Genomic DNA, 25,720 nt, shown 5'->3' with positions numbered 1-25,720 from the left:
TCCCTCCCCTGGAGCGGATGGCCCGGTTCCCCGGCATGAGTGTTACGGCGCGAAACGTCATAGTCGACGCATCCGGCTCTTATTCAGGCGCAAGCAGTTAGCCTGGGATGCTGTGACCCTCGTTCCCGCCCTCATCGGCCTCGCGCTGCTTCTCGCCGTGACGGTCGCCATCGGCGCGTTCGTCCAGTGGCGCCAGGGTCGCCCGCGCCGGGACATTCCGCACGAAGTGGTGCAGCCCGCGCGTCTGGGAGCGGACGCGCTCGGGCAGACCGCGACGCTGCTGCAGTTCAGCACTGACCTCTGCTCGCGGTGCCCCGGCGTCCACCGCACGCTCGCCGCGGCCGCCGACGCCCGCGACGGCGTCCTCCACCTCGACATCGATGTGACGCACCGGCCCGACATCGCGAAGCACTTCCACATCCTGCAGACCCCGACCACCCTCGTCCTGGACCGGGACGGCGCCGTGCAGACGCGGTTCGGCGGCATCCCCAACCGGGATGTCCTCGAGCTGGAACTCAATCGCCTGACCGCTGAGCCGGCGAATGTCTGATCGAGCGGATGCCGGGACCCCACGTGGCATCGATCCACGCGGCCCCCGCTTCGCCGCCGGCATCACCGCGCTGCTCCTGCTCGTCGACGTTCTTCTCGGGCTGACCGGACTGTCGACGCAGCGAAGCGGTGACGCATCGTTCGGCTGGTTCGCGTATCAGCCTCTCGCCGATGCCACGTTCCGCCCCGGGGGCGGCTGGGCGATTCAGTCGGCGACGCTCGCGCAGCGCGCGCTCGACCCGGCGTTCCTGCTCCTCGTCCTGCTTGCGCTGCTGTTCCTGTGGGGTCTCCTGGCGCCGCGGACGGCCCCGTGGGGAGTGCTGTACCGGACGCTCGTCCAGCCGCGGCTGAAGCCCCCCACCGAGCTCGAGGACCCCCGTCCGCCCCGATTCGCGCAGGGCGTCGGGCTGGTCGTGGTGACCATCGGCCTGGTCCTGCACCTCGCCGGGGTTCCCTGGGCGCTGCCGATCGCGGCGGCGGCGGCGTTCGTCGCGGCGTTCCTGAACGCCGTCTTCGGCCTGTGCCTGGGCTGCCAGCTGTACCTGCTGCTCCAGCGCGCCGGCATCGTGGGGCGCGCGCGCCCCACCGCGGCCTGACCCCGTCGACGACTGCCGGTGTCACCGGTCGCGCCGTGCCAGCCCCGCGGTTAGGCTGACGGCAAAGCGTCCGGAGCGCGGGCGCACCCCGACCAGGAGGTTCAGATGACCGTCACGAGCGAAGCCACTACCGTCTGGAAGGGCAGCTTGACCGAGGGATCCGGCACGGTCGCGTTCCAGTCCTCGGGCATCGGCACGTTCGACATCAACTGGAAGGCGCGCAGCGAGGGGTCGACCTCGGTGACGACGCCCGAAGAGCTGATCGCCGCGGCGCACGCCTCCTGCTTCAGCATGGCGTTCTCGAACGGGCTCGCCCAGAACGGCACCCCGCCCGAGTCCATCGAGACGACGGCATCGGTGACTTTCAAGCCCGGCACCGGGATCACCGGAAGCCACTTGAACGTCAACGCCGTGGTGCCCGGACTCGACCAGGACGACTTCGACCGCATCGCCGCCGACGCCAAGGTCAACTGCCCGGTCTCGCAGGCCCTCGCGGGCATCGAGATCACCCTCGAGGCGACGCTTGCGTGAACCCGCCCTACGGCGGGTGGTCGTTGCCGGCGCGTCCGGTCTGATCGGATCGGCCCTGGTCGACAGTCTCCGCGCGGACGGCATCCGGGTGACCACCCTGGTCCGCCGTCCCGCCGAGACCGCCGACGAGATCGAATGGCTGGCCGACTCGTCGCCGCTCGACCCGGCGGTTCTGGACGGCGCGGACGCGGTGGTCGGACTCAACGGAGCGTCGATCGGCCGGTTCCCGTGGACCCCGCGCTACAAGAACACGCTGCTCTGGTCGCGGATCACACCCACGCGCGCCCTCGCGCGCGCCGTGCGCCAACTCGGAGCCGACGCGCCGGCGTTCGTCTCGGCATCCGCCGTGGGGTACTACGGATCCGCGCCCGGCGCGGTGCTGACCGAACGGTCACCTCGAGGAGAGACGTTCCTCGCGGACGTGTGCGGTGAGTGGGAGAGCGCGGCGCTGGGCGCAGGCGACCGCGCTCGGGTCGCGCTCGTGCGCACGGCACCGATCGTGCATCCGCAGGGCGTGCTGAAGCCGCTCATGCTGCTCACCCGCTTCGGCCTCGGCGGACCGATCGCGCGCGGAACGCAGAAGTGGCCCTGGATATCGCTGGAGGACGAGGTGCGCGGCATCCGTCACCTCATCGACACCGATATCGACGGGCCGGTGAACTTCGCCGGACCGGCTGCGGCCAGCGCGAACGACCTGGGCTTCGCCCTGGCGGTCCGGATGAATCGACCCTTCGTGGTGCCGGCACCGGCCTGGGCGCTGCGCCTCGTCCTCGGCGCCGACGCGACCGAGGCGCTGCTGACCAGCGATGCTGCCGTGCGGCCGGCCGTGCTCGAGCGGTCCGGCTTCCGGTTCTCCCACGAGACGGTGGAACAGGCCGTGGATGCCGCAGTCGCGGCCCCGCAGGATTAGCGACGGCGCGCGCCGGTCTCCAACTGGATCGCCCGCCGCACCGCGGCGCGAGCGCGCCTCCGGTCGCCGGCGGCGTCGTAGGCGAGGCCCAGCCGGTACCACGCGCGCCAGTCGTCAGGATGCGCCTCGACCTGCGCCCGATAGGCGGGGAAGACGAGATCACCGTCCTCGCGCAGCACGCGGCCGCTGGGTCGGACTCCCACCTGGTCATCGGGCAGACCGCCCTCGGCCTCGAGCCGACGCGCGAGCTGCTCGGCGCGGATGCCGAACCACAGCTCGCGGCCCAGCGCCCAGGCGGCGATGACGGGAAGCACCACCAGGGCCGCGCCCATCGCGATCCCGATGGGCTCGCCGCTGACCAGCAGCAGCCAGGCCCGCTGCGCGACCAGGACGATGTACAGCGCGAGGAGCACTGCCATCACGGCGACGCCGATGCGCGCGCTCATGCGCCGGTGACGCGGGCGACCTGCCCCGGCACGTCGACCTCCCGGACCGGTGGTTCGGGCACCGGATGCGGGGTGCGGATGCCGATGTCGAGGAAGCTGTCCAGGCCCACGATGACGCCTCGGGCGTCGCGCGCCGCCCCGAGCGCAAGCCGGATGCCGGGGGCATACGCGAGCGCCGGGTCGACGGTGTCGTGTGTGAGCGTGAGCGACTCCCCCGGACCCGAGAGGACCACGTCCTGCCTCGCCACGACCCCCGGACGACGCAGGGAGTGGATCGGGATGCTGGCCACCTGCTGCCCCCGGGCGCGCTGGTCGACGTGCGGCGATTCGACGGGACCGACCTCTGCGCGTGCCGCGCCGATCAGCTCTGCCGTGCGCACCGCGGTGCCGCTCGGTGAGTCCACCTTCGTGTCGCGGTGGGCCTCGACGATCTCGATCGAGGGGAAGAAGGGCGCCGCGGCTGCCGCAAGCGCCGAACCCAGGACGGAGCCGAGCGAGAAGTTCGGAATGAACACCGCGCCGGTGCCCGCGGCATCCACGAGCGGGCGGATCATCGCGATGCGCTCCGCCGACCACCCCGATGTGCCGACGAGGATGTTGATTCCGCGCTCGATGGCCGATCGCACGACGTCGATCGAAACGGCCGGGGTCGAGGCATCCACGACCAGATCGGCGCCGTCGAGTTCGGACAGCTGCGACCTTGAGGTCAGCGTCGCGATGACCTCGAAGTCGTCCTCCGCGTCGAGCACACCCCGGATGATTAGGCCCAGTTTGCCTGTGCCGCCGACCAGGGCCACGCGTGTCGTCATGGACCCCATCGTATCGGCGGCGCGTCGCCGGGCCGGCGCCGCAGGGCATCCCCGGGGGCCGCGACTACGCTCGAGCACATGCCGACGATCACTCCGCTTCCGGTCGACGACCCCGCCGCGCACGACCTGCTCGCCGACTACTTCCTGATGCGGGCCGCCACGTTCCCCGGCCACACATACACCACCGTGTTCCCGGATCCGGCGGCGTTCGAGCCGCCCGCGGGCGTGTTCCTCGTGCTCGGCGAGGGCGACGCGAACGTCGGCTGTGGCGGGATCCGCCGCATCGAGGACGGGCCGCACGGTCCGCGGTACGAGCTCAAGCACCTGTACCTGCGGCCCGAAACCCGCGGCCGCGGGTGGGGCCGGCTCCTGATGGAGGATCTCGAGCGGCGCGCCGCGGAGTTCGGCGCCGCGGAGCTCGTCCTGGACACGCACCACACGCTCGAGGCCGCCGGGGGTCTGTACGAGGCGACGGGATTCGTCCCGATCGACCCGTACAACGACAACCCCAACGCGACGCGCTGGTACGGCAAGTCGCTCCGCGACAGGGCGATCGGGCGCCCGGGAACCGCCGCGCAGCCTGGCGGAGGAGAAACGCTCGCTTAGACCAACGGATCCTCGGGCAGGCCGGTGCGCAGCTCCATCGGCAGGTGGGCGAGGTCGTTGTGGGAGACCAGCGTCCACGGGCGCCCCTGCTTCTGCGCGATCACCGTCAGCCCGCAGTGCGCTTGGTTCAGAGTCATCCAGCGCCACTCGGGGGCCTGCAGCACCTCGCGGACGAACCATCCGATCACGAAATTGTGCGTGATGAGCAGCTCGTGCACCTCGCCGCTCTTGCGAACGAGGTACTCGCTGGCGGCATCCGCCATCTGCGCTCGGCCGGCGTCCACCTCCGCCTCCGTCACGCTGCCGAAGAAGGGCTCGAAGACCGCGGGAGTCTGGTCGGTCATGCCGGTGGGGACGCAGTCGAACAGCAACGACGAAGGTTCCGGCGAGAGGGACGGCATCCGCTCGGCGACGGCACGGGCGGTCTGGCTCGCACGCTCCAGAGGCGAGTGCCACACCGCGTCGAAGGGAACGCCCGACAGGCGATCCGCCAGCAGCGAAGCCTGACGACGGCCTCGCGGAGAGAGCGGTCCATCGACGAGTCCGTGCTCGGCATCCTGGTGCTCGCCGTGCCGCACGAGGTAGATGTAGTGCGTCACGCCAGCTCGCTTCGTGGGGGGTCGGGTGCTCTACGCGTACCGTCCCAGCCTATGTCACGGTGCGTTGCGGCAGCCCGTGATCGTGCCGTTCGGCGCTATTCTGACGCGCGCGCGATGTCGGCGAGCTGGACGCGGTTGAGCTGGACGCCGACGCCCTGCACCAGCTCTTCGACGTGGTTGGCGGCGTACGCGTTGACGATGGGAGCGACGATCAGCTTCTGCGCCAGCAGCCAGGCGACCGCCACCGCCGCATCGGGCACGCCCAGCTCGGTGCCCACGGCATCGAGCGCACGCAGCGTGCGGCTTCCGCGCCGGTTGATGTTCGCGGCGATCTGCGCGCCGCGCACGGACAGTCCGCCGCGCAGCTTGGTGCGATGCCGACCCGCGAGGAACCCGTGCTCGAGAGGGTGGGACGGGGTGACCGCCATGCCCTGCGCGCCGGCGACCAGACGAAGATCCGCATCGAACTCGTGCCGGCGCAGGACATTGAACGGGACATCCAGCACCGTGATGCGCGGGTAGCCGGCAGATGCGAAGATCCGGGCCTCCACGAGTTGCGTGGCCGTCAGGCCCGCCGCGCCGATCGCACGGGCCTTGCCGGAGTCGACGAGCCACTCCGCGGTGGCGAGGGCGTCCTCCAGCTCCGTACGTCCGTTGGTCGCGTCGAGATAGAGCACATCGACGCGGTCGGTGCGCAGACGGGTGAGGGATGCCTCGACCGCTCGAACCAGGTTGACCGGACCGAGACCGGGGTTGTCGGGGTGTCCGCCGATGCGAACCGTAAGGGTGATGTCATCGCGCAGGCCGCGGGAGTGCAGCCATTGGCCGATGATGTGCTCGCTGCGACCGCCGGCGAAGCTGTCGGCCGTGTGCAGCGCATTGCCGCCCCGCTCGACGTAGGCGTCCATGATCTCGTGGCTGGATTCCAAGTCGACGTTCCAGCCGAACTCGGCGCCCCCGAGGATCAGCGGGAAGATCTGGCAACCCGTCTCGCCGAGAGGCACCCGGATGCTGTCCCCCACCGGTGGTCCCTGCACGGGGATCGGCGAGGAGGGGTGCACGTCAGCGGGCCCGGTCTCGGCGTGCGCGCTCGCCGATGAGACGGCGGAGCCAACACCGAATACAGCCATGTCCCACCCCCTCACGTCAACTCCAGCGGAGCCTCCGTGTCTGCGAAGTCCGCGCCCCCCGGCGCCTTCTTCGAGGTTAGGCCGTCCAGGAACAGGAGCCGGTCATTACACTGGCCTGTCGATAAACATTAGATAACGCTTAGGTCACGAAGAAGGTATGATCCGCGCCCTGTCCACCGTTCGGGGGACAGATGGTCTAAGGCGAATGCCCGCTCCCCCGGGTGGGGGGAACGGGCATTCGGAGTCGATGAGCCGCGATCAACGGCCGCTCGAGTGTTGTGCGGCTCGGGCTCAGCCCTCTGCCGGGGCTTCCGGACCGGCGCTGGCCGCGGCACGGCCTTCCTGGTCGGCAGCCTCTTCGACGACCGGCTCCAGCGACAGCTTGCCGCGGTCGTCGATCTTGGTGATCTTGACCAGCAGCTTCTGACCGACGCTCAGGACGTCTTCGACGTTCTCGACACGCTTGCCACCGGCGAGCTTGCGGACCTCGCTGACGTGCAGCAGTCCGTCCTTGCCAGGCAGCAGTGAGATGAACGCACCGAACGTCGCGAGCTTCACGACGGTTCCGAGGAACTGCTCGCCGATCTCCGGGTTCGTCGGGTTCGCGATCGCATTGACCTGCGCACGGGCGGCTTCGGCGGCAGGGCCGTCGGTGGCGCCGATGTAGACGGTGCCGTCCTCCTCGATCGAGATCTGGGCTCCCGTCTCGTCCTGGATCGCGTTGATCGTCTTGCCCTTGGGTCCGATGAGCTCGCCGATCTTGTCGACCGGGATCTGCACGCTGATGACACGCGGTGCCGTCGGTGCCATCTCGTCCGGACCGTCGATCGCCGCGTTGAGGACACCGAGGATCGTCAGGCGGGCCTCGTGGGCCTGCTGCAGCGCAGCGGTGAGCACCGACAGTGGGATGCCGTCGAGCTTCGTGTCGAGCTGGATCGCGGTGACGAACTCGGACGTGCCGGCGACCTTGAAGTCCATGTCGCCGAGAGCGTCCTCGGCACCCAGGATGTCGGTCAGCGCGGCGTAGCGCGTCTGTCCCTCGTGCTGATCGGTGACCAGTCCCATCGCGATGCCCGCGACCGCGGCCCGGAGGGGCACGCCGGCGTTCAGCAGCGACAGGGTGGATGCGCACACGGAACCCATCGACGTCGAACCGTTGGAGCTGAGAGCCTCAGACACCTGACGGATCGCGTACGGGAACTCCTCGCGGGTGGGAAGCACCGGCACGAGCGCGCGCTCGGCGAGGAAGCCGTGCCCGATCTCGCGACGCTTGGGGCTGCCCACACGACCGGTCTCACCGGTCGAGTACGGCGGGAAGTTGTAGTGGTGCATGTAGCGCTTGTGCGTCACCGGGGACAGCGAGTCGATCTGCTGCTCCATCTTGAGCATGTTCAGCGTGGTGACGCCCAGGATCTGGGTCTCACCGCGCTGGAAGATGGCCGAGCCGTGAACGCGCGGGATGACCTGCACCTCCGCGTCGAGCGGACGGATGTCGGCCAGTCCGCGGCCATCCATGCGCACACCCTCAGCGAGGATGCGCCCGCGGACGATCACCTTGGTGACCGACTTGTAGGCCGCTGAGAACTCGAGCGTCGCGACGGCGGGCAGTTCGCCCGCCTCGACGGCTGCGAGAAGCTCCGCCTTGACGGCATCCTTCAACGCGTCGTCGGCGTTCTGGCGCTCGATCTTGTCGGCGATCTGGTAGATCGGCACGAGCTTGTCGTAGGCGCGACCGGCGACGAAGTCGTAGGTCTCCTGGCTGTACGGCAGGAAGACCGGGAACTCCTTGATCGGCTTCGCCGCGGCGTTCGCCACGACGTTCTGCGCGGCAACGAGCTGCTTGATGAAGGGCTTCGAGGCTTCGAGGCCTTCGGCCACGACCTGCTCGTTCGGCTTGACCGCGCCGGCCTTGATGAGGTTCCAGCTGCCCTCGGTCGCTTCGGCCTCGACCATCATGATCGCGACATCGTCGTTGCCGTCGGCATCGGTGACGACACGACCGGCGACGATGAGGTCGAAGACGGCCTCCTCGAGCTGGGTCACGGTCGGGAACGCGATCCACTGGTCGGCGTTCTCACCGTGGCCGGGGATGAGCGCGAGGCGAACCCCGGCGATCGGACCCGAGAACGGCAGGCCGGAGATCTGCGTCGAGAGCGACGCGGCGTTGATCGCGAGGGCGTCGTAGAACTCGCCGGGAGCGATCGACAGGACGGTCACGACGATCTGCACCTCGTTGCGGAGGCCCTCGACGAACGAGGGGCGCAGCGGGCGGTCGATGAGCCGGCAGACGAGGATCGCCTCGGTGGAGGGGCGGCCTTCGCGGCGGAAGAACGAGCCGGGGATCTTGCCCGCGGCGTACGAGCGCTCTTCGACGTCGACGGTCAGCGGGAAGAAGTCGAAGCCTTCGCGAGGGTGCTTGCCGGCGCTGGTGGCCGACAGGAGCATCGTCTCCTCGTCGAGGTAGGCAGCAACGGCGCCCTGCGCCTGCTGGGCGAGGCGGCCGGTTTCGAAACGGACAGTGCGGGTGCCGAAGCGGCCGTTATCGAGAACGGCTTCTGCAGCGGTGATTTCAGGACCTTCCAAGAGGTCTCTCCTTCTTTGTTTAAGCTCGCTCGCCCGTATGGCGCGCGAGCATGTCGGAGGAGCAGGAACAGGCAGATTATCGGCGCGCGACAGTCCGTCGCGCTGTACCTGCGCTGGTCACCAGTAGAAGACCACCGAGCTTCACCTTGCGGCGATCGAGCAGCGGCGAAGCCGCGCATCGAGATCGGGAACCCACCACAGGGGACCAGCTTGCTGCCGGCCTGCTCCGTGTAGCTCGTGTTGAATTGAGCGGATGCCCGGAGGCAACCCCAGTCAGCCTACCAGTGCGGGCTGGACGCAGAGCGGGCGCGGCAGCGGAACGGGCCGTCGAGGGTGGCGGGAGCGGCGAAGCGGTGCCTAGGCTGGGGGAATGAGCACCGAAGACAAGTCCGCCGACGCTTCCGCAGAGATGAAGCGCAAGTTCAAGGAGGCGCTCGACAAGAAGAACGCCAAGCACCGCGACGGTGAGGCGCATCTGGACGGCGACTCCACCGTGCACGGCACGCACGGCGCCGCGCAGACCAAGCGCGAGTTCCGCCGCAAGAGCGGCTGAGAGGAGCAGGCGATGGTGTTCGACCCGACGTTTCACGAGATCGACCGTGAGGCGGCGAGCCTCCCGGATCTCGCCGGTGCCGATGTGGACATCGCAGGCCGCGACCTGGATCGCGGTCTCGGCCCCGCCGACGGCGATCCCGTCGAGGAGGAGCAGGACGCCGCCGCCGAGGGGACTGTCGAGGCGGACCTCGTCTCGGCCGACGTCCCCGCTGACGAACTCCCGCCCTACGGCGAGGAGTGATCGGAGGCTCGAGATGAGCGGATTCCAGGAGCGCAATCCCGACGACGAGCGGGATGTGCCGCTCGACGACGCCGCAGAGTTCGACACTCCCCCGCCCACGCTGGACCCCCGGGAATCCGTCGAGGACGACATCGACGAGGTCCGGGCCGAGGAGCGCGAGGCGGCAATCGAGGCCGGCCAGCTCGATCCGTCCGACTGACCGCACGCACGCGCTGAGTCCGCCCGCGCGATGCGGGCGGACTCAGGGCGTCGACTCAGCGGCTGAGCGCACCGGCGGCTGCCCGGTGCTCCTTCGCCTCGGCCTCTGCGACGGCGGCCTCTTCCAGACCCTGCGTGCCCACAGCATCCTTCGAGCCGGACATGCCGTCGTGGTCGTCGCCGGAGAGCGCCGTTTCATCGAACGGCAGCTCCCCGCGCAGGACGCGGCGTGCGCGGCTCGCGTCGAACTCCTTCACCCACGTGCCGATGAGCACCGTGGCGACCGCGTTGCCGGTGAAGTTCGTGATCGCACGCCCCTCTGACATGAACCGGTCGATGCCGACGATCACACCGACGCCGTTGACCAGGTCGGGGCGGTAGGCCTGCAGTCCGCCGGCGAGCGTGGCCAGTCCGGCACCCGTGACACCCGCCGCGCCTTTGGAAGCGATGACCATGAACGCCAGCAGCCCGATCTGCTCGGGGATCGACATCGGCGTGCCCATCCCCGCCGCGATGAACAGCGAAGCCATCGTGAGGTAGATGGCCGTTCCGTCGAGGTTGAACGAGTAGCCCGTCGGGACGGTGATGCCGACGACCGGCTTCGCGACGCCGAGGTGCTCCATCTTCGCGATCAGACGCGGCAGCGCTGACTCGGACGACGAGGTGCCGACGATCAGCAGGTACTCGCGAGCGAGGTACTTCATGAGGCTGAAGATGTTGATCCGCGTGACGGCGAACAGCAGCGTGCCCAGGATGCCGAAGATGAACACCGCGCACGTGATGTAGAAGGCGATCATCAGGATGCCCAGGCTGATGATCGCCGCGAACCCCGTTTTGCCGACCACCGCGGCGATCGCACCGAACGCACCGAGCGGGGCGAGCCACAGGATCATGCCCAGGATGCGGAACACGAGCGCCTGGAGGTTCTTCACGGCGTTCATGATGGGCTCGCCCTTCTTGCCCATCTGCTGCAGCGCGAATCCCACCAGGAGCGCGATGAACAGCACCTGCAGCACGCTCTCGCCGGTGAACGCCGAGAAGAACGTCGTCGGGATGATCCCGAGGATGAACTCCTGCGTCGTCTTGGCCTCGGTGGCAGTCGCGTCGTAGGTCGAGTTCGCCATGTTCAGACCCTCGCCCGGGTGGATGAGGTTGCCGACCACGAGCCCGATCGCGAGAGCGAACGTCGTCATGATCATGAAGTACAGCAGAGCGAGACCGCCGATCTTGCCGACCGTCGCAGCCTTCGCGATGGATCCGACGCCGACCACGATGGTGCAGAAGATGATCGGCGCGATCATCATCTTGATGAGGGCCACGAAGCCTTTGCCGATCGGCTCGAGTGCCACGCCCACGTCCGGCCAGATGAGGCCGATCGTCGCGCCCAGCACCACCGCGATGATCACCGCGACATACAGCCAGGTGTGCTTGTCCCACGACGTCTTGCCGCGCCGCCAGTTGTAACCGGGGAGCTTGAACGATTGGGTTCTGGGAATCTGAGCCATCTTCGCCTCCGAAAGGAATTCGATCTTCGTGATCCGGGCCGCCGTTGCGGTGCCGTCCTGAGATCACCTTGAGCGACGGATGCCGGATGCCTCCGGTTGTGGTCGTATTGGTCTCGACGAGTGCGAAACGCGAGGAGGCGAATGGCTGCCACACGCAGAGCGAGCGCAGCATCCCGCGTGTTCCTCGCCTTCCTCGGCGCAGTCGCGGTGATCACCGTGCTGCTGGCCGTCCTTCTCGCCGTCCAGGCGCAGGCGACCGAGCGCGCCGAGGCGGAGACGGTCACCCTGGCCGTCGCCCGAACGATCGCCGAGATGCCCGACGTGCAGGAGGCCGTGACGTCCGGATCGGATGCTGCCGCCACCGCCGCGCTGCAGCCGCTCGCCGAGCGGATCATGGACGAGACGTCGATCGATTTCGTCACGATCATGACCACGGAAGGGATCCGGCTGACCCACGCGGACCCCGGACAGATCGGCAAGCGATACCTGGGCACGATCGGCCCCGGGCTGGAGGGACGCACGCTGACCGAGGAGGCGGTGGGCACACTGGGGCCGTCGCTGCGGTCGGTCGTTCCGGTGACCTCGTCGGGTGAGGTGGTGGCGCTGGTCTCGGCAGGGATCACTCTGGGCAGCGTGGGCTCCGGCGTACTGAGGCAGCTCCCGTTCGTCATCGCGATCGCCGCGGCACTCGCTGCGGTGGGGCTGGCCGCGGCATGGTTCGCGGGACGATTCACCCGCCGCATCGCCGGTGACCTGCCGGCGAGCGCGGTGCGCGACGCGGTCTCCTCCTACGAGTCCATACGCGCCCTCGGAGAGGCGCTGCGCGCGCAGACGCACGAGCACGGCAACCGCATGCACACCGCGGTCGCGCTGCTCGAACTGGGTCGCACGGACGAGGCGATCGGCATCCTCACCGAGACGTCGCGACAGAGCCAGGATCTGGTCGACCAGGTCACCGCGCGGCGGGACGGCGACCCGACGGTCGGCGCGCTCCTGTTGGGCAAGGCGGCGCAGGCTCGTGAGCGCGGAGTCGACTGGAGCGCCGAGATCGACCCGTCCGCGCCGCGCAGCGGGCTGAGGCCGGTCGACGCGGTGTCGGTGATCGGCAACCTGATCGACAACGCGCTCGACGCAGCCGCGGCCGGATCCGAGCCGCGCTGGGTCCGGGTCGTGTTCGCGCCCGCGCCGGGTGACGCGCTCAGCCTTTCGGTGTCGGACTCGGGCGATGGGGTGCACGCCGACCTCCGCGAGCGCATCTTCGAGCACGGCTTCTCGACGAAGCCCGCAGCGGCGGACGGGCGGGGCGTGGGGCTGGCCCTGGTGCGCGCGATCGTGGAGGGTGCCGGCGGCGCGGTGGATCTGACCGAAGCACCCACGACGTTCCGGGTGATCCTGCCGGGGCGGCGGCCGTGATCTCCGTGCTCCTGGTCGACGACGACGCGCTCACGCTGGAGCTGCACCGGAACTACCTCCAGCGGCTGAACGGCTTTCGCGTCGTCGCCGAGTGCACCGGGGCGCGCGCGGCGGTGTCGGCGATCCTGGAGCGTTCCCCCGCGGAAGGCATCGACCTCGTCCTGCTGGACATGACCATGCCGGATGGGACGGGGCTCGATGTCCTGCGGCACGTGCGCGCGCGGGTCGCAGACGTCGACGTGATCGCGGTGACGGGCGTGCGCGATGCCGAGGTCGTCCGGCAGATGGTGGGGCTGGGCGTGGCTCAGTACCTCGTCAAGCCCTTCAGCTTCGCGGTGTTCCGCGACCGGCTCGAGCAGTACCGGGAGTACCGCGAGCGCGCACGCGAGACGACCGGTCCGGCGACGCAGGCCGAGATCGACGCGATGCTCGGCGCGCTGCGCCCGAGCGCGCCGGCCGCACTTCCGAAGGGTCTGTCCGCCGACACGCTCGAGCGGGTCGCGGCTGCGGTGCGCGCCGGAGCGCCGATGTCAGCCGCCGAGGCGGCGACGATGCTCGGGATGTCCCGGGTGGCGGTGCGCCGGTATCTGGAGCATCTCGCCGACGCCGGTCATGTGCAGCGCTCACCACGGTACGGAACGCCCGGGCGCCCCGAGACCGAGTACCGCTGGCAGCGCTGAGCCTTTCCGCGCCGGCCCCGCCCCCTTCGTCGCGCGCGCCACACGCGCCCGGCCCCCCGTGTTCACTTGCCCTGTTTGTACACCGCGTCACGTCTTCCGCGTACATCCAGGGCAAGTGAACAGGGGTGGGAAGGGTCCCGGGAACGTCGGCCGAACCGACGAGACTGAGGACATGACGGAGGCAGCGGGGAGATACGAACCGGGATTCCTCGGTGTTGAGGTGGGGATGCCGCGGCCGCTCGACGATCGCGAGCTCAGGGAGCTGCCCTACCCGCACTTCACCGTCGTCCTCGACGCACGGCGACGACTTGCGGCCGCCACGGGCGTCAACATCGACGGGGCTTCGCTGTGGGACCTGGAACGGACCGGCGACTGGAAGATCGATCCGCGCGTGCCCGCCTCCGAGCAGGCCGGGCGCGCGCTGTACGCCGACAACGACCTCGACCGCGGGCATCTGGTGCGGCGCCGGGACCCGGGTTGGGGAACCGAGGCCGAGGCGCGCGCAGCGGCCGCGGCCACTTTCGCGTACCCGAACGCCGCACCCCAGGCATCCGTGTTCAACCAGTCGAAGGACCTCTGGCTGGGGCTGGAGGATCACGTGCTGCGGTTCGCCGAGACAACCGATCTGCGTGTCTCTGTGTACACCGCGCCGGTGTTGGACGCGGCCGATCCGGTGTACCGCGGCATCGCGATCCCCCGCCGGTTCTGGAAGGTCGCCGCCTGGGCCGAAAGCGGCGCGGACGGGGACCCGGCTCTCGCCGCCTCCGGGTTCGTGCTGGATCAGAGCTCACTCATCCGGCTCGACGACAGAGCGCTCGTCGTGGCCCGCCTCGGCTCCTTCCGCACGTTCCAGGTGCCGATCGCCGACATCGCGCAGCTCGCCGCCGTCGATCTCGGCGCGCTCGTCGCCGCCGACGTGATGCCGGTCACCCCGGTACGGGCAGACCGGTGGACCGAGCTCAGCGGCGCATCCGACATCCGGCTCTAGTCCGCAACGACCGCGTACGGCCTCTCCGCGCTGCGACGCTGGAACTCCAGGATCGCCGGGTTGCGCACCTCGCCGTCGCTGACCTCGATCGCCCGGGACAGGGTGTCGTTCGCGGACCAGGCGTCGGGCCCGGCCATGACGATCGGCAGAAAGCCGAGCAGCGCCTCGCTGATCTCCCAGCTGGCGGAGTTCCAGAGATAGGACGGGCTGTGGTCGACGGCGTAGTAGTTGACATTGCCGCCGACCGTGAACATCGGATCGGTGAAGCTCGTCGCGCGAGCCCACTCGAACGCCATCCCCTCGTCGCAGGAGACATCCACGATGAGGCTGCCGGGACGGAACGCCGCCAGGTCGTCCGTCTTCAGATAGAACAGCGGACGGTTCGGGTCCTGGAGAGTGCAGTTGACGACGATGTCGCTTTCGGCGAGGAACGGGGCCAGCGGCACGCGCCCGTCCTCTGTGAGCACCTCGCTCAGGTACGGCCCGTCGTGGTCGAACTGCATCATCTGCACCGCGTGGATCGGAGACGCCACGGATGCCGTCCGGCGATTCGTCAGCACGCGCACGTCGTGCACCCCATGCGCTCGAAGCGCGGTCACGGCGCCACGGGCGGTGGCACCGAACCCGATCACCACGGCGGTCAGGCGGCGCCCGTAGTCGCCGGTGGAACCGCACAGCTGCAGGGCGTGGAGCACCGAGCAGTAGCCGGCGATCTCGTTGTTCTTGTGGAAGACGTGCAAGCCGAAGCTGCCGTCCCCGCCCCAGTGGTTCATCGCCTCGAACGCGATGACGCTCAGCCGCTTGTCCAGCGCGAGCTGGGTCATCTCCCGGTCCTGCACGAGGTGCGGCCACCCCCACAGGACCTGTCCATCGCGCATGTCGCGCAGATCCTCGTGCTGCGGCTTGGGCAGGAGAACCACATCGGATGCCGCGATCAGAGCGCCGCGATCGAGGATGCCGCCGACGAGCGGTCGGAGTTCGTCGTCGCCGACGCCGAAGCGCTGACCGTAGCCGGTCTCGAGCAGCACACTCGATCGCAGCTCCTCCGGGATCCGGTCCAGGTGGCCGGGATGCAGGGGCACACGGCGCTCGTCCGGCTTGCGCGAGGCGCCGATGACGCCGAGGACCAGGGGGATGCGGGCAGCGATGATCGTCTTCTTCCCTCAGCGGGGCCCGAACCGACTCCGTGTCCCGACGTTATCAGGAGCGGCCCGCGGCGGACATGGAGGCCCTCGAATCGCCGGGGACGGTGCGGTACTCTGACTGCCGCCGGCGACTCACGGGGTCAATGCCCGCTGAGGATCACCGCAGATACTCGGCGGAGGCTGCCATGCGTGCGGACGTCGACGTGCTCGTGATCGGGGCCGGGCAAGCAGGTCTCGCCGTCAGCCATGGCCTGACGCAGGCGCGCATCGACCATGTGGTCCTGGAGCAGGGGCGGAGCGGTCGTTCCTGGGACGGCCGGTGGGACAGCTTCCGGCTGGTGACCCCGAACCACACGATCCTCCTGCCGGGCGGCGCGTACCGCGGCGAGGACCCGGACGGCTATCTCACACGCACTCAGATCGCGGATCATCTGCGCGCGTACGCGGCCTCGTTCGGGGCGCCGCTGGCCGAACAGACCCCGGTCACGTCCCTCCGTCGTGACGACGACGGTTTCGTCGCCGAGACTCCGGTCGGCGGCATCCGCGCTCGTCGTGTCGTCGTGTGCACGGGCGCGTACCAGCGGGAGCACCGCCCTGCCTTCCTCGAGCAGTTCGAACGGCATGTGCCCGTCGTCGGCGCAACCGACTACCGCGCCCCCGACCGACTGCCCGCCGGGCGGGTGCTCGTGGTCGGCGGGGGGCAGTCGGGATGCCAGATCGCCGAAGAACTGTCCTCCTCCGGACGCGAGGTCATGCTGGCGGCCAGCCGCGCACCGGCCCTGCCCCGCCGGGTCGCGGGGCGGGACATCGTCGACTGGCTGATCGACCTCGGCTTCTTCACACACCGGCTCGCCGACATGCCATCGCCCGCGGTGCGCGTCGCCTCCAACCCGCTCGCCGTGGGCAGTGACGACCGTCACGACCTCAACCTGCAGACGCTCGGGGCGATGGGCGTGCAGCTCCTCGGTCACGTGCTCGGCACCGAGAGCGGCCGCGTCGTCGCCGCCGACGACCTCGCCCAGTCGGTGCAGGTGGGTGCCGACGCCTACCGTCAGGTCTGCGCCGGCATCGCACGCCTCTGCGCGGAGCAGGGCGCAGCGGCGCCGAATCTGCCCGATGCTCCGACCTCGGTCCCGGATGCCGCAGAGCCTCCGCAGCTGGCCGACCTCGGCGTCGTGGTGAACGCGTGCGGCTACCGTCCGGCGTACGAGTGGATCGAGATACCGGGGATCGTCGACGAGATGGGATTCCCGGTGCAGGAGAACGGCTCCGCCGCCGACCAGGCGGGATTGTGGTTCGTTGGCGTGCCGTGGATGAGGACGCGCGGGTCACCTCTGCTGCTCGGCGTCGGCGAGGACGCGAACCTCGTGGTCGATCGCCTCTCGGCCGAATGAGCCGTGCCCCTGGTACACGCAGACACGCATCCGTCCGTCGACATCAGATGGACAGTCGACGGACGGATGCTGCCGTCACTCCCCCGCGAGGCCTCCGAGCAGGTGTCCGAACGAGCGTCCCTCGCCGAGGTAGCTGGCCGGATCGAACGGGTCGGCCTGACCCGCGGGCGTGCGCCGCGCGATCGCCTCGGCCAGTTCGGCGGCGCCGCGCTCGATGCGCTCGCCGAGCGGAGCGACCTGGTCGCCCGCGGCGCCCCAATCGCTCGATGCGGCGAACACGCCGGTGGAGACCGGTTCCGCGTGCAGATACGTGAACAACGGCCGGATCGCGTAGTCGATCGCGAGCGAGTGCCGCGGGGTGCCCGCGTTCGCACCGATCAGCACGGGCTTACCGGTCAGCGCGTCGGGGTCGAGGATGTCGATGAACGACTTGAACAGACCCGAGTAGCTCGTCGAGAAGATCGGCGTGACGGCGATGACGGCATCGGCCGAGACGACCGCGTTCACCATGGTCTCGAGCGCCGGCGGAGCGAAACCGGTGAGCAGGTTGTTCGTGATGTCGTGCGCATAGTCGCGCAGCTCGAACACGTCCACCTGCACGTCGATCTCGCGCTCGCCCAGCTGGGAGACTGTGGCGGCGGCGAGGCGATCGGCCAGCAGCCGGGTGGAGGACGGGTTCGACAGACCCGCCGAGATCACCGCGATCCTGCGCGTGGTCATCTCAGACGCCCTTCCGTGTCGCGGCGGCGCCGAAGGATGATCCCGCGGGCACCGGGGCCGCGTCCTGGTACGGCGAGCCACCGGTGAGGTTGTCGCCCCTGTTGGGGTTCGGGCGTGCCTCGCGCGGTGTCTGGTCGCCGTACTTGGCGGCCACGAGCGCCGCGTGGGTGGGAGCATCCGGCACGTCGGCGGGGCGGTTGTGAGCGAGCTCCTTGCGCAGCACCGGCACGACTTCTCCACCCAGGATGTCCAGCTGCTCCAGGACGGTCTTCAGGGGCAGGCCGGCGTGATCCATCAGGAACAGCTGTCGCTGGTAGTCGCCGAAGCGATCGCGCATGCCGGCGTAGCGGTCGATGACCTGCTGCGGCGAGCCCACGGTCAACGGAGTCATCTCCGTGAAGTCCTCCATCGACGGACCGTGGCCGTAGACCGGGGCGTTGTCGAAGTACGGGCGGAACTCCCGCACCGCGTCCTGCGAGTTGGCGCGCATGAACGCCTGGCCGCCGAGACCGACGATGGCCTGCTCGGGGGTGCCGTGGCCGTAGTGGGCGAACCGCTGGCGGTACAGCGTGATCAAGCGCTGGTAGTGCTCGGACGGCCAGAAGATGTTGTTCGCGAAGAACCCGTCGCCGTAGTAGGCGGCCTGCTCGGCGATCTCGGGCGTGCGGATCGAGCCGTGCCACACGAACGGCGGCACGTCATCCAGCGGTCGCGGTGTGGAGGTGAATCCCTGCAGCGGGGTGCGGAACTTGCCCTCCCAGTCCACGACGTCCTCGCGCCACAGCTTGTGCAGGAGCGCGTAGTTCTCGATGGCGAGCGGCAGGCCCTGGCGGATGTCCTGTCCGAACCACGGATAGACCGGGCCGGTGTTTCCGCGGCCGAGCATGAGGTCGGTGCGACCGTCGGAGACGTGCTGCAGCATCGCGAAGTCTTCGGCGATCTTGACCGGGTCGTTCGTGGTGATCAGCGTCGTCGCGGTCGAGAGGATGATCCGCTCGGTCTGCGCTGCGATGTAGGCCAGCGTCGTTGTGGGCGACGAGGACCAGAACGGCGGATTATGGTGCTCGCCCAGCGCGAAGACGTCGAGTCCGACCTCCTCCGCGTGCTTGGCGACGGCGATCGTATTGCGGATCTTCTCGCCTTCGCTGGGTGTGTGGCCGGTGGTCGGGTCCTGGGTGATGTCGCTCACCGTGAAGATGCCGAACTGCATGGCCTGGGCCCCTGCGGACGCTGTGCTGGTGTCGTTCACGTTCTTTCTCCGATTCGGGATGCCGCGGCATCCTGTTCTATTCAGTTGAATGTACCTGGTAGAACAGCGATGGAAGAAATCTATTCCCGCTGACGCCCGATGCGGCCAAGACGAAGGTCAGGGTGCGCGGAAGAGCTCGAGCATGTCGCGCACGAGCTGGTGCGGCGCGGTCTCGCACGGTGCATGTCCGGTCGGATAGACCGTCATGCGGGCTCCGATCCGCTCGGCGTACGACGCGTGCTGCGCGATCGGCCACAGGTCCTGCTCGCCGACGGCGATGAACTTGGGGATGTCGATCGCGGCGACGGCGTCGGCGACGTCGGGCATCGCCATCATGAGCCCCACGATGTCGTCGATGGCCGGGCGGCGGATTTCGCTCATCCTCTCCCTGACGAACGCGATCCGCTGCGGCGGGGTGCGGTTGAGGTTGTAGCGGATGCCCCACAGGATCAGCCCGGCGGCGCGGTGCGGGGGCATGTCCGATATCGGTCCGATGTGCTTGACCCCGCGAAAGACCTGGCCGGTCGCGGGTGGTGCCGACATCAGCGTCAGGCTCGCGAACAGATCGGGACGCTCGATGAGCGCGAGCTCTGCGACCAGGCCCGCGAAGCTGTAGCCGAGGACATGCGCCGGCGTCGCCCCGTCCTCGAGGATCGCGATCAGGTCGTCCAGGAACAGCCGGTAGTCGTAGTGATCGCGCGGCGGATCGAGGTTCTCGGGCCCGGCGCCGACCGACCCGTAGTGACCGGCGAGATCGTACGACTCGACGCGATACCCCGCCGCGAAGAACAGCGGGAAGAGCAGGACGAAATCCTCCTTGGAGCCGGCCACGCCCGAGACGAGCACGACCCGCGGCGCCTCGGGGTCGCCCAGGCGGACCCGCGCGATCGGACCGCTCGGGGTCGCGAACAGGTCGCGCACGGTTCCCTCCGGAAAGACGCGCCAATCGACATCGGGGATCGCCCGATCCTTCGCCCGCGCCTCGTCGATCGTGGTCATCGCGACGCCGAGACTATCGCGCCCCGGCGCTGATGAGGCGGACCTGCGCAGGGGCCGAGGCGACGCCGCCGTCTCACCGGGCAGGGGGGCATCGGGCATGCGGGTCTCCCTCGGGTTCGCGTTGCCGCTCGTCCCCACGGCGGCGCGCTCCCCCAGGATAGGGTGGCGAGCGCAGTGATGACCGAATCAGCGAACGCGACACCGCCTCCGGGTGCGGCCGCAGCATCCTCCGTGGCCGGTCCCCCGACGGGGAGCGGAGCCGTGCCGCGGCCCCGGCGCCGCGTTCCGTTCTGGGACAACGCCCGCTTCGCCTGCATCGTCCTGGTCGTCCTCGGACATGCCGTGCAGCGGCTGACGTACGACTCGGAGGTCGCCCTCGGGCTCTACCTGCTCGTCTACGCCTTCCACATGCCGGCCCTCGCCATCATCTCCGGGTACTTCTCGAAATCGGATCCGCCCGGCCGGCGCCAGATGGCCCGGGTGATCACGGACATCCTCATGCCGTATGTCATCTTCGAGAGCCTCTGGACGGTGACGAAGTGGCTGGTCGAAGGCCAGGCGAATCCGAATCTGACGCAGCCGTCGTGGACGCTGTGGTTCCTGCTGGCACTCGGAATCTTCCGCCTCGTCCTCCCCTACCTCGCGCTGCTGCGCTGGCCGCTGCTGTGGACGATCGTGATCTCGATCGGCGCCGGGTACCTGCCGAACATCGACTCGACCCTCTCGCTGTCGCGGACCCTCGGTCTGCTGTTCTTCTTCACACTGGGGTGGTGGCTGCGCGATCGCGACGTGGTGGAGCGACTCGGACTCCTGCGGTCCCGGCCGTGGTGGGTGTTCGCCTCGTCGGCCGTCGTCCTGGTCGTCGCCGGGTGGCTCGCCTGGTTCTTCGCGGATGTGTGGCGTTCGATGAATCTGCGGCAGTGGCTGTTCTACGACGAGAACTACTCGTCCATCGGCGGCACGGAGTGGTGGGCCGGCGGCGTGCGGCTCGCGCTGATGGGCGTCGCGCTCGTGCTGGCGACGGCGTTCTTCGCGGTGCTGCCGCGCGGGACCCACTGGTGGACGCACTTCGGCCAGTACACGATGTACATCTACCTCCTGCACTCGTTCGTGCTCTACCCGTTCCGCGAATCCGGAGTGCTGCGCGACCTGGATCCCACGTGGATCTGGCTTCCGGTCGTCATCGTCGCATCGGTCCTGATCGCGCTCGGCCTGGCGACCAAGCCGGTGCGCACGGTCTTCCGTCCCCTCGTCGAACCGCGGCCCCGGTGGCTGTTCGCCGACCCGGCCATGGCCGGCAGAGAGGGGCGCCGCTCGGATCCCACGGGCTCCCGGCGACCGCGGGACCAGCCCCGCACCGCCCGCGGGCACGCCGACCCGCGGCAGAACGGCTGATGCACGGCCCGACCGGCAGGATCGCGGGTCGCCGCCCGCTTAACCCTGTGAAACAAACGAGCGGATGCCGCGGCATCCGCCTACTGTCGCCTGATGAGCGACCTCAGCCTGCCGATCCTCGATCTGTCCCAGCTGGATGCCGGACCGCACGCCGCGTCCGCCTTCCGTGACGCCCTGCGCGCCGCAACGCACGATGTCGGCTTCTTCTACCTGACCGGCACGGGGATCTCCCCCGAGCTGGAGGTGCGACTGCACCGCGCGGCGCGCGACTTCTTCGCCCTGCCGGATGCCGACAAGCTCGCGATCGAGAACATTCGCAGCCCGCACTTCCGCGGCTATACCCGCGTCGGCGGGGAACGCACCCAGGGACGCGTGGACTGGCGCGAGCAGATCGACATCGGCCCGGAGCGGGCCGCAGTGACGGATCCGGACGCGCCGGCCTACGCCCGGCTCATCGGCCCCAACCTCTGGCCGGAGGCTCAGCCCGAACTCCGCGACGTGGTCTCGGAATGGCACGACCACCTCTCCGGCGTTGCCCGCAAGCTGCTGCGCGCGTGGGCACTCACCCTCGGCGCCCCCGAGACCTACTTCGATCAGCACTTCGGCGAGCCCTCGACGCTGATCAAGATCGTGCGCTACCCCGGAAAGGACGACCCGACTCCGCCGCCCCCGCGCCCGCTCCACGCCGCGCGGACGCGCGGCGCGGAGCCGTCGGCCGCGTGGGCGCAGGGCGTCGGTGCCCATAAGGACTCCGGCGTGTTGACCCTTCTGTGGGTGGAGCCGGGCAAGGGCGGCCTGCAGGTGCAGCGGGACGGCGAGTGGGTCGACGCGCCCGCAGTGCCGGGCGCCTTCGTGGTGAACATCGGCGAGCTGCTCGAATACGCGACCCGGGGCTACCTGATCGCGACCAACCACCGCGTCGTATCGCCGAGGTACCCCGATGACCGGATCTCGGTACCGTTCTTCTTCAACCCGGCCCTGGACGCGCGGCTGCCGATCATCGAGCTGCCCGCGGAGCTGGCCGCCGAAGCACGTGGCGTCACCCAGGATCCGGCAAACCCGATCCATGCGCTGTACGGACAGAACGCGCTCAAGTCGCGGCTGCGCGCCCACCCGGATGTCGCGGCCATCCACCACGCCGACCTGCTGGCCGCGAGCGCCGCGGCACATCCCTAGCGATCCGGGGCATGCGAAAGGCCGCCCCACACCTGGGACGGCCTTTCAGAAAGCGATTGTGCGCTGGTGCGACTAGCGGCGCAGTCCGAGACGCTCGATCAGCGTGCGGTAACGCGCGATGTCGACGTCCTGGAGGTAGCCGAGCAGACGACGGCGCTGACCGACCATCAGGAACAGGCCACGACGCGAGTGGTGGTCGTGCTTGTGCTCCTTCAGGTGTTCAGTGAGGTCCTTGATGCGCTGCGTCAGCATCGCGACCTGCACCTCGGGGGATCCGGTGTCACCGGGGTGCGTCGCGTACTCTTCGATGATCGCCTTCTTAGCGTCAGATTCGAGTGGCATAGATGGGATCCCCTTCCTGCTCATTGCGCGGCGCCCGACGCCTGATGCGTGAGCTCTGTTTATCCGCGGCCGATCGAACGGCAACCTGGAGAGTCTACCAGCCACGGGGCGGATGACGCGCACGCGGCCCGGCGGCACGGTGTGGCCCGCCCCGGGCACCCGCCGAGAGCATTGGGGGGGCTGCGTCGAGGCCCGGACGGAGGAGTGCAGCCCTGCGACCGCAACGGAAAGAGCGCTCCGAACACCGCGCCGACGCGGGGGCGGTGCGATTCGGCCGTCGCCCACGGTGGCGGCTAGCCTCGGAAGGTGCAGCTCATGGTCCGCGTCAAGCCCGGCAGCCGGCGCGGTCCGCTCGTCGAAGACACCCCCGACGGATTGGTCGTGCACGTCCGTGAACGCGCCGTCGACGGCGCGGCGAACGAGGGCGTGATCCGCGTGCTGGCCGATCACTTCACCGTCGCTCCGCGGCGCGTGAGGATCCTGCGCGGGCACGCCGCCCGCATCAAGCGCGTCGAGGTCGAGGAGTGAGCGCGCGCCGCAGCCATTTCATCGATCTCAGCCCCTTCCGAGCAAGTCCCGCGTTCACGCGCATGTGGATCGGTTCGACGCTGGCCGGCCTCGGCGGCCAGCTGACGATCGTCGCGATCATGCTGCACATGTACGAGCTGACCGGGTCGACGTTCGCGGTCGCGATGATCGCGGTCGCCGGCCTGGCACCGATGGTCGTCGCCGGACTGTATGGCGGCATGCTCGCGGATGCCTTCGACCGCCGCCGCGTCGCTCTCGTCGCCGCCACGATCACCCTCGGCTCGACCGTTCTGCTCGCCGGCGTCGCGTGGGCGCAGCTGGAGACGGTCTGGTGGCTGTACGCCCTCAGCATCGTCAACTCCGCCGCCAACACCGTCGTGATGGCCGCGCGCCAGGCGATCGTCCCGCGTCTGATCCCCCGCGAGCTGCTGCCCGCGGCATCCGCCCTCAACGGCATCACGTTCGGGATCATGGTGATGGCGGGGCCCGCTCTGGCGGGCGTGCTGGTGGCCTTCGCCGGTTACGCGTGGACCTACTCGATCGACGTCGTGCTCATGTCCTCGCTCTTCCTCGGGCTGTGGACGCTGCCGAGCATCCGGCCGGAGGGCGTCATCGTCCGCCCGGGGCTGGAGTCGCTTCGGGACGGCTGGCGGTTCCTCAAGAAGGCCTCGAACATCCGCCTGCAGTTCATCCTCGACATCATCGCCATGACGTTCGGCCAGCCGCTCGCGCTGTTCCCCGCCGTCGGGGCGGTGCTACTGGGCGGCGGCCCGATCACCACGGGGGTTCTGACTGCGTCCGTCGCGGCCGGAGCGTTCCTCTCCAGCGTGTTCTCCGGTCCGGTCGGCCGCGTGCGGCGCCAGGGCCTGGGGATCGAGCGGGCGATCATCGTCTACGGCGGCTCCATCACCGCGTTCGGGCTCGTCCTCGGGGCGGCCGCGCTGGGCTGGTTCGCCCCCGTGTCGGTCGGCGAGACGGCCCCCAACGTGACGCTCATCATCGCGGCCGCGCTGGTCCTGGCGGTCTCCGGCGCCGCCGACAACGTCAGCTCGATCTTCCGCAGCACGATGCTGCAGGCGGCGGTGCCCGACGCGATCCGCGGCCGGCTCCAGGGCGTGTTCATCGTCGTCGTCGCGGGCGGCCCACGGCTCGGCGCGCTGTACGCGGGGACCCTCGCCACCCTGGCTGCCCTCTGGTTCCCGCCCCTGCTGGGCGGGCTCATCATCATCGGGCTGGTATCGCTCCTGGTGCGGCTGAGCCCGCGCTTCCGGACGTACGACGCCGCCCACCCGGCGCCGTGAACCGGCGATTCCGCGGCGCGGCGTAGCCGGACGGTCGTCCACCGGCGGATTTCGGACGCGGCATCCGCGACAGCCCCCGAGCGGCGCGCCCCGGAGCTAGAGTCGCCGGGTGCCCACCGACTCGACCACCGCCACCTCAGCGACCAGCGACCTCGCCCGCGCGGCGAGCGGCCGCCCGCTGTCGCAGGGGTGGATCGGCGTGCAGTTCGTGCTGACCGGGGTGATCTGGGGATCCAGCTTCCTGTTCATGAAGGTCGCCCTTGAGGGGATCTCCCCCGCACAGGTCGCCTGGTCCCGATTGATCCTCGGCGGCCTGACGCTCGGCGTGTTCGTCGCGCTCCGCCGGGACACGCTCCCGCGCAGCCTCACAGTGTGGGCGCACATGACGGTGCTGGCCATCTCGTTCTGCGTCGTGCCGTTCCTGCTGTTCTCCTGGGCTCAGCAGCACGTGACATCCGGCCTCGCGAGCATCTACAACGCGACCACGCCCATCATGACGGCGGTCATGGCGGGGCTTCTGTTCCGCGTCGAGCGGCTCAAGCTCGTGCAGATCGCCGGCATCCTGGTCGGCATCCTGGGTGTGATGGTGATCATCGCCCCGTGGGACGGTCTCGATTTCAACCAGAGCCTGGTGGCGCAGTTCGCGATCCTGGGCGCCACCGCCTGCTACGGCTTCAGCCTCGCGTACATGCGCAAGTTCGTCTCGCACACAGGAATGAGCGCCCTGGTCTTCTCGTTCCTGAACATCGGCATCGCGGCGGCGATCATGATCGTGCTGACGCCGTTCATCGCTCTCACGCCGGTCGCGCTCGACCCCTGGATCATCGGCAGTGTCGTGCTGCTCGGTTGCCTCGGTACGGGTGTCGTCTACATCTGGAACCAGAACACGCTCCGCGCGTGGGGTCCGACTCGCGCCTCCACCGTCACCTACATCACACCCATCGTCGGGGTCGCGCTCGGGATCGTGATCCTGGGCGAATCGGTCTCGTGGAACGAGCCCGCCGGAGCCATCGTGGTGTTCCTCGGGATCCTGCTCGCGCAGAACCGCCTGCGGCTGCGCCGTTCGTCGCGGACGCCTGACCAGACGCTCTGACCGGACCAGAAGAGGGGGGATGCCGCGGCATCCCCCCTC

At 69.4% G+C, this 25,720-nt stretch carries 28 protein-coding genes; 17 read left to right on the top strand and 11 right to left on the bottom strand.

The genetic code is table 11. From position 1 onward, the window contains the following. The first annotated feature begins 112 nt into the window (after positions 1-112). The 4 genes from ABD655_RS06835 (at position 113) to ABD655_RS06820 (ending at position 2,586) form a co-directional block, all read left to right on the top strand. Entirely contained in the window at positions 113-550 is a 438-nt protein-coding gene (locus ABD655_RS06835) for a TlpA family protein disulfide reductase (RefSeq protein ID WP_344712668.1), read from the top strand. Next, positions 543-1,145: a DUF4395 domain-containing protein gene (locus ABD655_RS06830; RefSeq protein WP_344712667.1), complete on the top strand. Its 603-nt coding sequence runs from the start codon at positions 543-545 to the stop codon at positions 1,143-1,145. Before ABD655_RS06835 ends, ABD655_RS06830 begins: the two co-directional genes overlap by 8 nt. Positions 1,146-1,250: 105 nt before the next feature. After that, positions 1,251-1,676 carry an OsmC family protein gene (locus ABD655_RS06825; protein ID WP_344712665.1) on the top strand — a complete coding sequence of 142 codons (426 nt, stop codon included), beginning with the start codon at positions 1,251-1,253 and terminating at the stop codon, positions 1,674-1,676. Continuing rightward, a complete protein-coding gene (locus ABD655_RS06820) occupies positions 1,669-2,586 on the top strand; it encodes a TIGR01777 family oxidoreductase (protein ID WP_344712664.1) in 918 nt (305 codons plus the stop codon). The genes ABD655_RS06825 and ABD655_RS06820 overlap by 8 nt, the downstream gene beginning before the upstream one ends. On the opposite strand, the gene ABD655_RS06815 is transcribed toward ABD655_RS06820, so the two are convergent. Both ABD655_RS06815 and dapB read right to left on the bottom strand, forming a co-directional pair. Beyond that, the gene (locus tag ABD655_RS06815) at positions 2,583-3,032 is read right to left on the bottom strand and encodes a hypothetical protein (RefSeq protein WP_344712662.1); all 450 of its coding nucleotides are present in this window, start codon (positions 3,030-3,032) and stop codon (positions 2,583-2,585) included. The two genes, ABD655_RS06820 and ABD655_RS06815, sit on opposite strands and share 4 nt — an antisense overlap. Further along, positions 3,029-3,841 carry a 4-hydroxy-tetrahydrodipicolinate reductase gene (gene dapB / locus ABD655_RS06810; RefSeq protein WP_344712660.1) on the bottom strand — a complete coding sequence of 271 codons (813 nt, stop codon included), beginning with the start codon at positions 3,839-3,841 and terminating at the stop codon, positions 3,029-3,031. The genes ABD655_RS06815 and dapB overlap by 4 nt, the downstream gene beginning before the upstream one ends. A 78-nt stretch (positions 3,842-3,919) precedes the next feature. Here dapB and ABD655_RS06805 point away from each other — a divergent pair, with 78 nt between their 5' ends. After that, positions 3,920-4,447, top strand: a complete 528-nt coding sequence (locus ABD655_RS06805) for a GNAT family N-acetyltransferase (RefSeq protein WP_344712658.1) — start codon at positions 3,920-3,922, stop codon at positions 4,445-4,447. On the opposite strand, the gene ABD655_RS06800 is transcribed toward ABD655_RS06805, so the two are convergent. The 3 genes from ABD655_RS06800 to ABD655_RS06790 all read right to left on the bottom strand — a co-directional run bounded on the left by ABD655_RS06800 (position 4,444) and on the right by ABD655_RS06790 (position 8,759). Then, a complete protein-coding gene (locus ABD655_RS06800) occupies positions 4,444-5,046 on the bottom strand; it encodes a histidine phosphatase family protein (protein WP_344712657.1) in 603 nt (200 codons plus the stop codon). The genes ABD655_RS06805 and ABD655_RS06800 overlap by 4 nt on opposite strands. Positions 5,047-5,141: 95 nt before the next feature. Further along, positions 5,142-6,176 (bottom strand): aldo/keto reductase, encoded by a 1,035-nt coding sequence (locus tag ABD655_RS06795; protein WP_344712655.1) that lies wholly within the window; start codon positions 6,174-6,176, stop codon positions 5,142-5,144. A 291-nt stretch (positions 6,177-6,467) separates the two neighbouring features. Then, positions 6,468-8,759, bottom strand: a complete 2,292-nt coding sequence (locus ABD655_RS06790) for a polyribonucleotide nucleotidyltransferase (protein WP_344712653.1) — start codon at positions 8,757-8,759, stop codon at positions 6,468-6,470. Positions 8,760-9,129: 370 nt separating this feature from the next. On the opposite strand from ABD655_RS06790, the gene ABD655_RS06785 reads away from it, so the two are divergent. Genes ABD655_RS06785 through ABD655_RS06775 form a run of 3 tightly spaced genes read left to right on the top strand, consistent with a single transcriptional unit; the run spans position 9,130 to position 9,754 of the window. Continuing rightward, on the top strand, positions 9,130-9,312 hold the full coding sequence (locus ABD655_RS06785; protein ID WP_344712650.1) for a DUF5302 domain-containing protein: 183 nt from the start codon (positions 9,130-9,132) through the stop codon (positions 9,310-9,312). Positions 9,313-9,324: 12 nt separating this feature from the next. Continuing rightward, positions 9,325-9,555, top strand: a complete 231-nt coding sequence (locus tag ABD655_RS06780) for a hypothetical protein (RefSeq protein ID WP_344712649.1) — start codon at positions 9,325-9,327, stop codon at positions 9,553-9,555. 13 nt (positions 9,556-9,568) lie between these two features. Further along, complete coding sequence (locus ABD655_RS06775) at positions 9,569-9,754, top strand: hypothetical protein (RefSeq protein WP_344712648.1); 186 nt, start codon at positions 9,569-9,571, stop codon at positions 9,752-9,754. A gap of 55 nt (positions 9,755-9,809) precedes the next feature. On the opposite strand, the gene ABD655_RS06770 is transcribed toward ABD655_RS06775, so the two are convergent. Further along, positions 9,810-11,249: a cation:dicarboxylate symporter family transporter gene (locus ABD655_RS06770; RefSeq protein ID WP_344715726.1), complete on the bottom strand. Its 1,440-nt coding sequence runs from the start codon at positions 11,247-11,249 to the stop codon at positions 9,810-9,812. Between the two features lie 150 nt (positions 11,250-11,399). On the opposite strand from ABD655_RS06770, the gene ABD655_RS06765 reads away from it, so the two are divergent. The 3 genes from ABD655_RS06765 (at position 11,400) to ABD655_RS06755 (ending at position 14,339) form a co-directional block, all read left to right on the top strand. Continuing rightward, positions 11,400-12,671: a sensor histidine kinase gene (locus ABD655_RS06765; protein WP_344712647.1), complete on the top strand. Its 1,272-nt coding sequence runs from the start codon at positions 11,400-11,402 to the stop codon at positions 12,669-12,671. Further along, positions 12,668-13,351 (top strand): response regulator, encoded by a 684-nt coding sequence (locus tag ABD655_RS06760; protein WP_344712644.1) that lies wholly within the window; start codon positions 12,668-12,670, stop codon positions 13,349-13,351. Before ABD655_RS06765 ends, ABD655_RS06760 begins: the two co-directional genes overlap by 4 nt. A 172-nt stretch (positions 13,352-13,523) precedes the next feature. Continuing rightward, the gene (locus tag ABD655_RS06755) at positions 13,524-14,339 is read left to right on the top strand and encodes a DNA/RNA non-specific endonuclease (RefSeq protein WP_344712642.1); all 816 of its coding nucleotides are present in this window, start codon (positions 13,524-13,526) and stop codon (positions 14,337-14,339) included. On the opposite strand, the gene ABD655_RS06750 is transcribed toward ABD655_RS06755, so the two are convergent. Then, on the bottom strand, positions 14,336-15,490 hold the full coding sequence (locus tag ABD655_RS06750; RefSeq protein ID WP_378721521.1) for a N(5)-(carboxyethyl)ornithine synthase: 1,155 nt from the start codon (positions 15,488-15,490) through the stop codon (positions 14,336-14,338). The two genes, ABD655_RS06755 and ABD655_RS06750, sit on opposite strands and share 4 nt — an antisense overlap. A 179-nt stretch (positions 15,491-15,669) precedes the next feature. Here ABD655_RS06750 and ABD655_RS06745 point away from each other — a divergent pair, with 179 nt between their 5' ends. Next, positions 15,670-16,878, top strand: coding sequence for a flavin-containing monooxygenase (locus tag ABD655_RS06745; protein ID WP_344712641.1), 1,209 nt, complete (start codon positions 15,670-15,672; stop codon positions 16,876-16,878). A gap of 75 nt (positions 16,879-16,953) precedes the next feature. On the opposite strand, the gene ABD655_RS06740 is transcribed toward ABD655_RS06745, so the two are convergent. The 3 genes from ABD655_RS06740 to ABD655_RS06730 form a co-directional block, all read right to left on the bottom strand. Then, the gene (locus ABD655_RS06740) at positions 16,954-17,598 is read right to left on the bottom strand and encodes an FMN reductase (RefSeq protein WP_344712640.1); all 645 of its coding nucleotides are present in this window, start codon (positions 17,596-17,598) and stop codon (positions 16,954-16,956) included. 1 nt (position 17,599) lies between these two features. Further along, positions 17,600-18,808 carry an LLM class flavin-dependent oxidoreductase gene (locus tag ABD655_RS06735; protein ID WP_344715722.1) on the bottom strand — a complete coding sequence of 403 codons (1,209 nt, stop codon included), beginning with the start codon at positions 18,806-18,808 and terminating at the stop codon, positions 17,600-17,602. Between the two features lie 156 nt (positions 18,809-18,964). Then, positions 18,965-19,846: an alpha/beta fold hydrolase gene (locus ABD655_RS06730; RefSeq protein ID WP_344712638.1), complete on the bottom strand. Its 882-nt coding sequence runs from the start codon at positions 19,844-19,846 to the stop codon at positions 18,965-18,967. 177 nt (positions 19,847-20,023) lie between these two features. On the opposite strand from ABD655_RS06730, the gene ABD655_RS06725 reads away from it, so the two are divergent. Both ABD655_RS06725 and ABD655_RS06720 read left to right on the top strand, forming a co-directional pair. After that, the gene (locus ABD655_RS06725; RefSeq protein ID WP_344712636.1) at positions 20,024-21,241 is read left to right on the top strand and encodes an acyltransferase family protein; all 1,218 of its coding nucleotides are present in this window, start codon (positions 20,024-20,026) and stop codon (positions 21,239-21,241) included. 93 nt (positions 21,242-21,334) lie between these two features. Beyond that, on the top strand, positions 21,335-22,417 hold the full coding sequence (locus tag ABD655_RS06720) for an isopenicillin N synthase family dioxygenase (RefSeq protein WP_344712634.1): 1,083 nt from the start codon (positions 21,335-21,337) through the stop codon (positions 22,415-22,417). Between the two features lie 72 nt (positions 22,418-22,489). On the opposite strand, the gene rpsO is transcribed toward ABD655_RS06720, so the two are convergent. Continuing rightward, the gene (gene rpsO, locus ABD655_RS06715; RefSeq protein ID WP_344712633.1) at positions 22,490-22,759 is read right to left on the bottom strand and encodes a 30S ribosomal protein S15; all 270 of its coding nucleotides are present in this window, start codon (positions 22,757-22,759) and stop codon (positions 22,490-22,492) included. Positions 22,760-23,065: 306 nt separating this feature from the next. On the opposite strand from rpsO, the gene ABD655_RS06710 reads away from it, so the two are divergent. The 3 genes from ABD655_RS06710 to ABD655_RS06700 all read left to right on the top strand — a co-directional run bounded on the left by ABD655_RS06710 (position 23,066) and on the right by ABD655_RS06700 (position 25,681). Beyond that, entirely contained in the window at positions 23,066-23,287 is a 222-nt protein-coding gene (locus ABD655_RS06710; protein ID WP_425561668.1) for a DUF167 domain-containing protein, read from the top strand. Further along, positions 23,284-24,588, top strand: coding sequence for an MFS transporter (locus tag ABD655_RS06705; RefSeq protein ID WP_344712631.1), 1,305 nt, complete (start codon positions 23,284-23,286; stop codon positions 24,586-24,588). Before ABD655_RS06710 ends, ABD655_RS06705 begins: the two co-directional genes overlap by 4 nt. Before the next feature lie 178 nt (positions 24,589-24,766). Then, complete coding sequence (locus tag ABD655_RS06700; RefSeq protein WP_344715718.1) at positions 24,767-25,681, top strand: DMT family transporter; 915 nt, start codon at positions 24,767-24,769, stop codon at positions 25,679-25,681. Positions 25,682-25,720: the final 39 nt, after the last annotated feature.

It is taken from the genome of Microbacterium terregens (assembly GCF_039534975.1).
Taxonomy (GTDB): Bacteria; Actinomycetota; Actinomycetes; order Actinomycetales; family Microbacteriaceae; genus Microbacterium; species Microbacterium terregens.
This window is presented reverse-complemented; position numbering and strand designations above follow the sequence as displayed.

Excerpts from the sequence above, each read along its gene's own strand:
- ABD655_RS06815 (WP_344712662.1), bottom strand. The coding sequence starts at position 3,032 with ATGAGCGCGCGCATCGGCGTCGCCGTGATGGCAGTGCTCCTCGCGCTG.
- ABD655_RS06720 (WP_344712634.1), top strand. The coding sequence starts at position 21,335 with ATGAGCGACCTCAGCCTGCCGATCCTCGATCTGTCCCAGCTGGATGCC.
- ABD655_RS06730 (WP_344712638.1), bottom strand. The coding sequence starts at position 19,846 with ATGACCACGATCGACGAGGCGCGGGCGAAGGATCGGGCGATCCCCGAT.
- ABD655_RS06780 (WP_344712649.1), top strand. The coding sequence starts at position 9,325 with ATGGTGTTCGACCCGACGTTTCACGAGATCGACCGTGAGGCGGCGAGC.
- ABD655_RS06775 (WP_344712648.1), top strand. The coding sequence starts at position 9,569 with ATGAGCGGATTCCAGGAGCGCAATCCCGACGACGAGCGGGATGTGCCG.
- ABD655_RS06735 (WP_344715722.1), bottom strand. The coding sequence starts at position 18,808 with ATGCAGTTCGGCATCTTCACGGTGAGCGACATCACCCAGGACCCGACC.
- dapB (WP_344712660.1), bottom strand. The coding sequence starts at position 3,841 with ATGACGACACGCGTGGCCCTGGTCGGCGGCACAGGCAAACTGGGCCTA.
- ABD655_RS06785 (WP_344712650.1), top strand. The coding sequence starts at position 9,130 with ATGAGCACCGAAGACAAGTCCGCCGACGCTTCCGCAGAGATGAAGCGC.
- ABD655_RS06740 (WP_344712640.1), bottom strand. The coding sequence starts at position 17,598 with ATGACCACGCGCAGGATCGCGGTGATCTCGGCGGGTCTGTCGAACCCG.
- ABD655_RS06805 (WP_344712658.1), top strand. The coding sequence starts at position 3,920 with ATGCCGACGATCACTCCGCTTCCGGTCGACGACCCCGCCGCGCACGAC.
- ABD655_RS06765 (WP_344712647.1), top strand. The coding sequence starts at position 11,400 with ATGGCTGCCACACGCAGAGCGAGCGCAGCATCCCGCGTGTTCCTCGCC.
- ABD655_RS06755 (WP_344712642.1), top strand. The coding sequence starts at position 13,524 with ATGACGGAGGCAGCGGGGAGATACGAACCGGGATTCCTCGGTGTTGAG.
- ABD655_RS06830 (WP_344712667.1), top strand. The coding sequence starts at position 543 with ATGTCTGATCGAGCGGATGCCGGGACCCCACGTGGCATCGATCCACGC.
- ABD655_RS06795 (WP_344712655.1), bottom strand. The coding sequence starts at position 6,176 with ATGGCTGTATTCGGTGTTGGCTCCGCCGTCTCATCGGCGAGCGCGCAC.
- rpsO (WP_344712633.1), bottom strand. The coding sequence starts at position 22,759 with ATGCCACTCGAATCTGACGCTAAGAAGGCGATCATCGAAGAGTACGCG.
- ABD655_RS06825 (WP_344712665.1), top strand. The coding sequence starts at position 1,251 with ATGACCGTCACGAGCGAAGCCACTACCGTCTGGAAGGGCAGCTTGACC.
- ABD655_RS06745 (WP_344712641.1), top strand. The coding sequence starts at position 15,670 with ATGCGTGCGGACGTCGACGTGCTCGTGATCGGGGCCGGGCAAGCAGGT.
- ABD655_RS06725 (WP_344712636.1), top strand. The coding sequence starts at position 20,024 with ATGACCGAATCAGCGAACGCGACACCGCCTCCGGGTGCGGCCGCAGCA.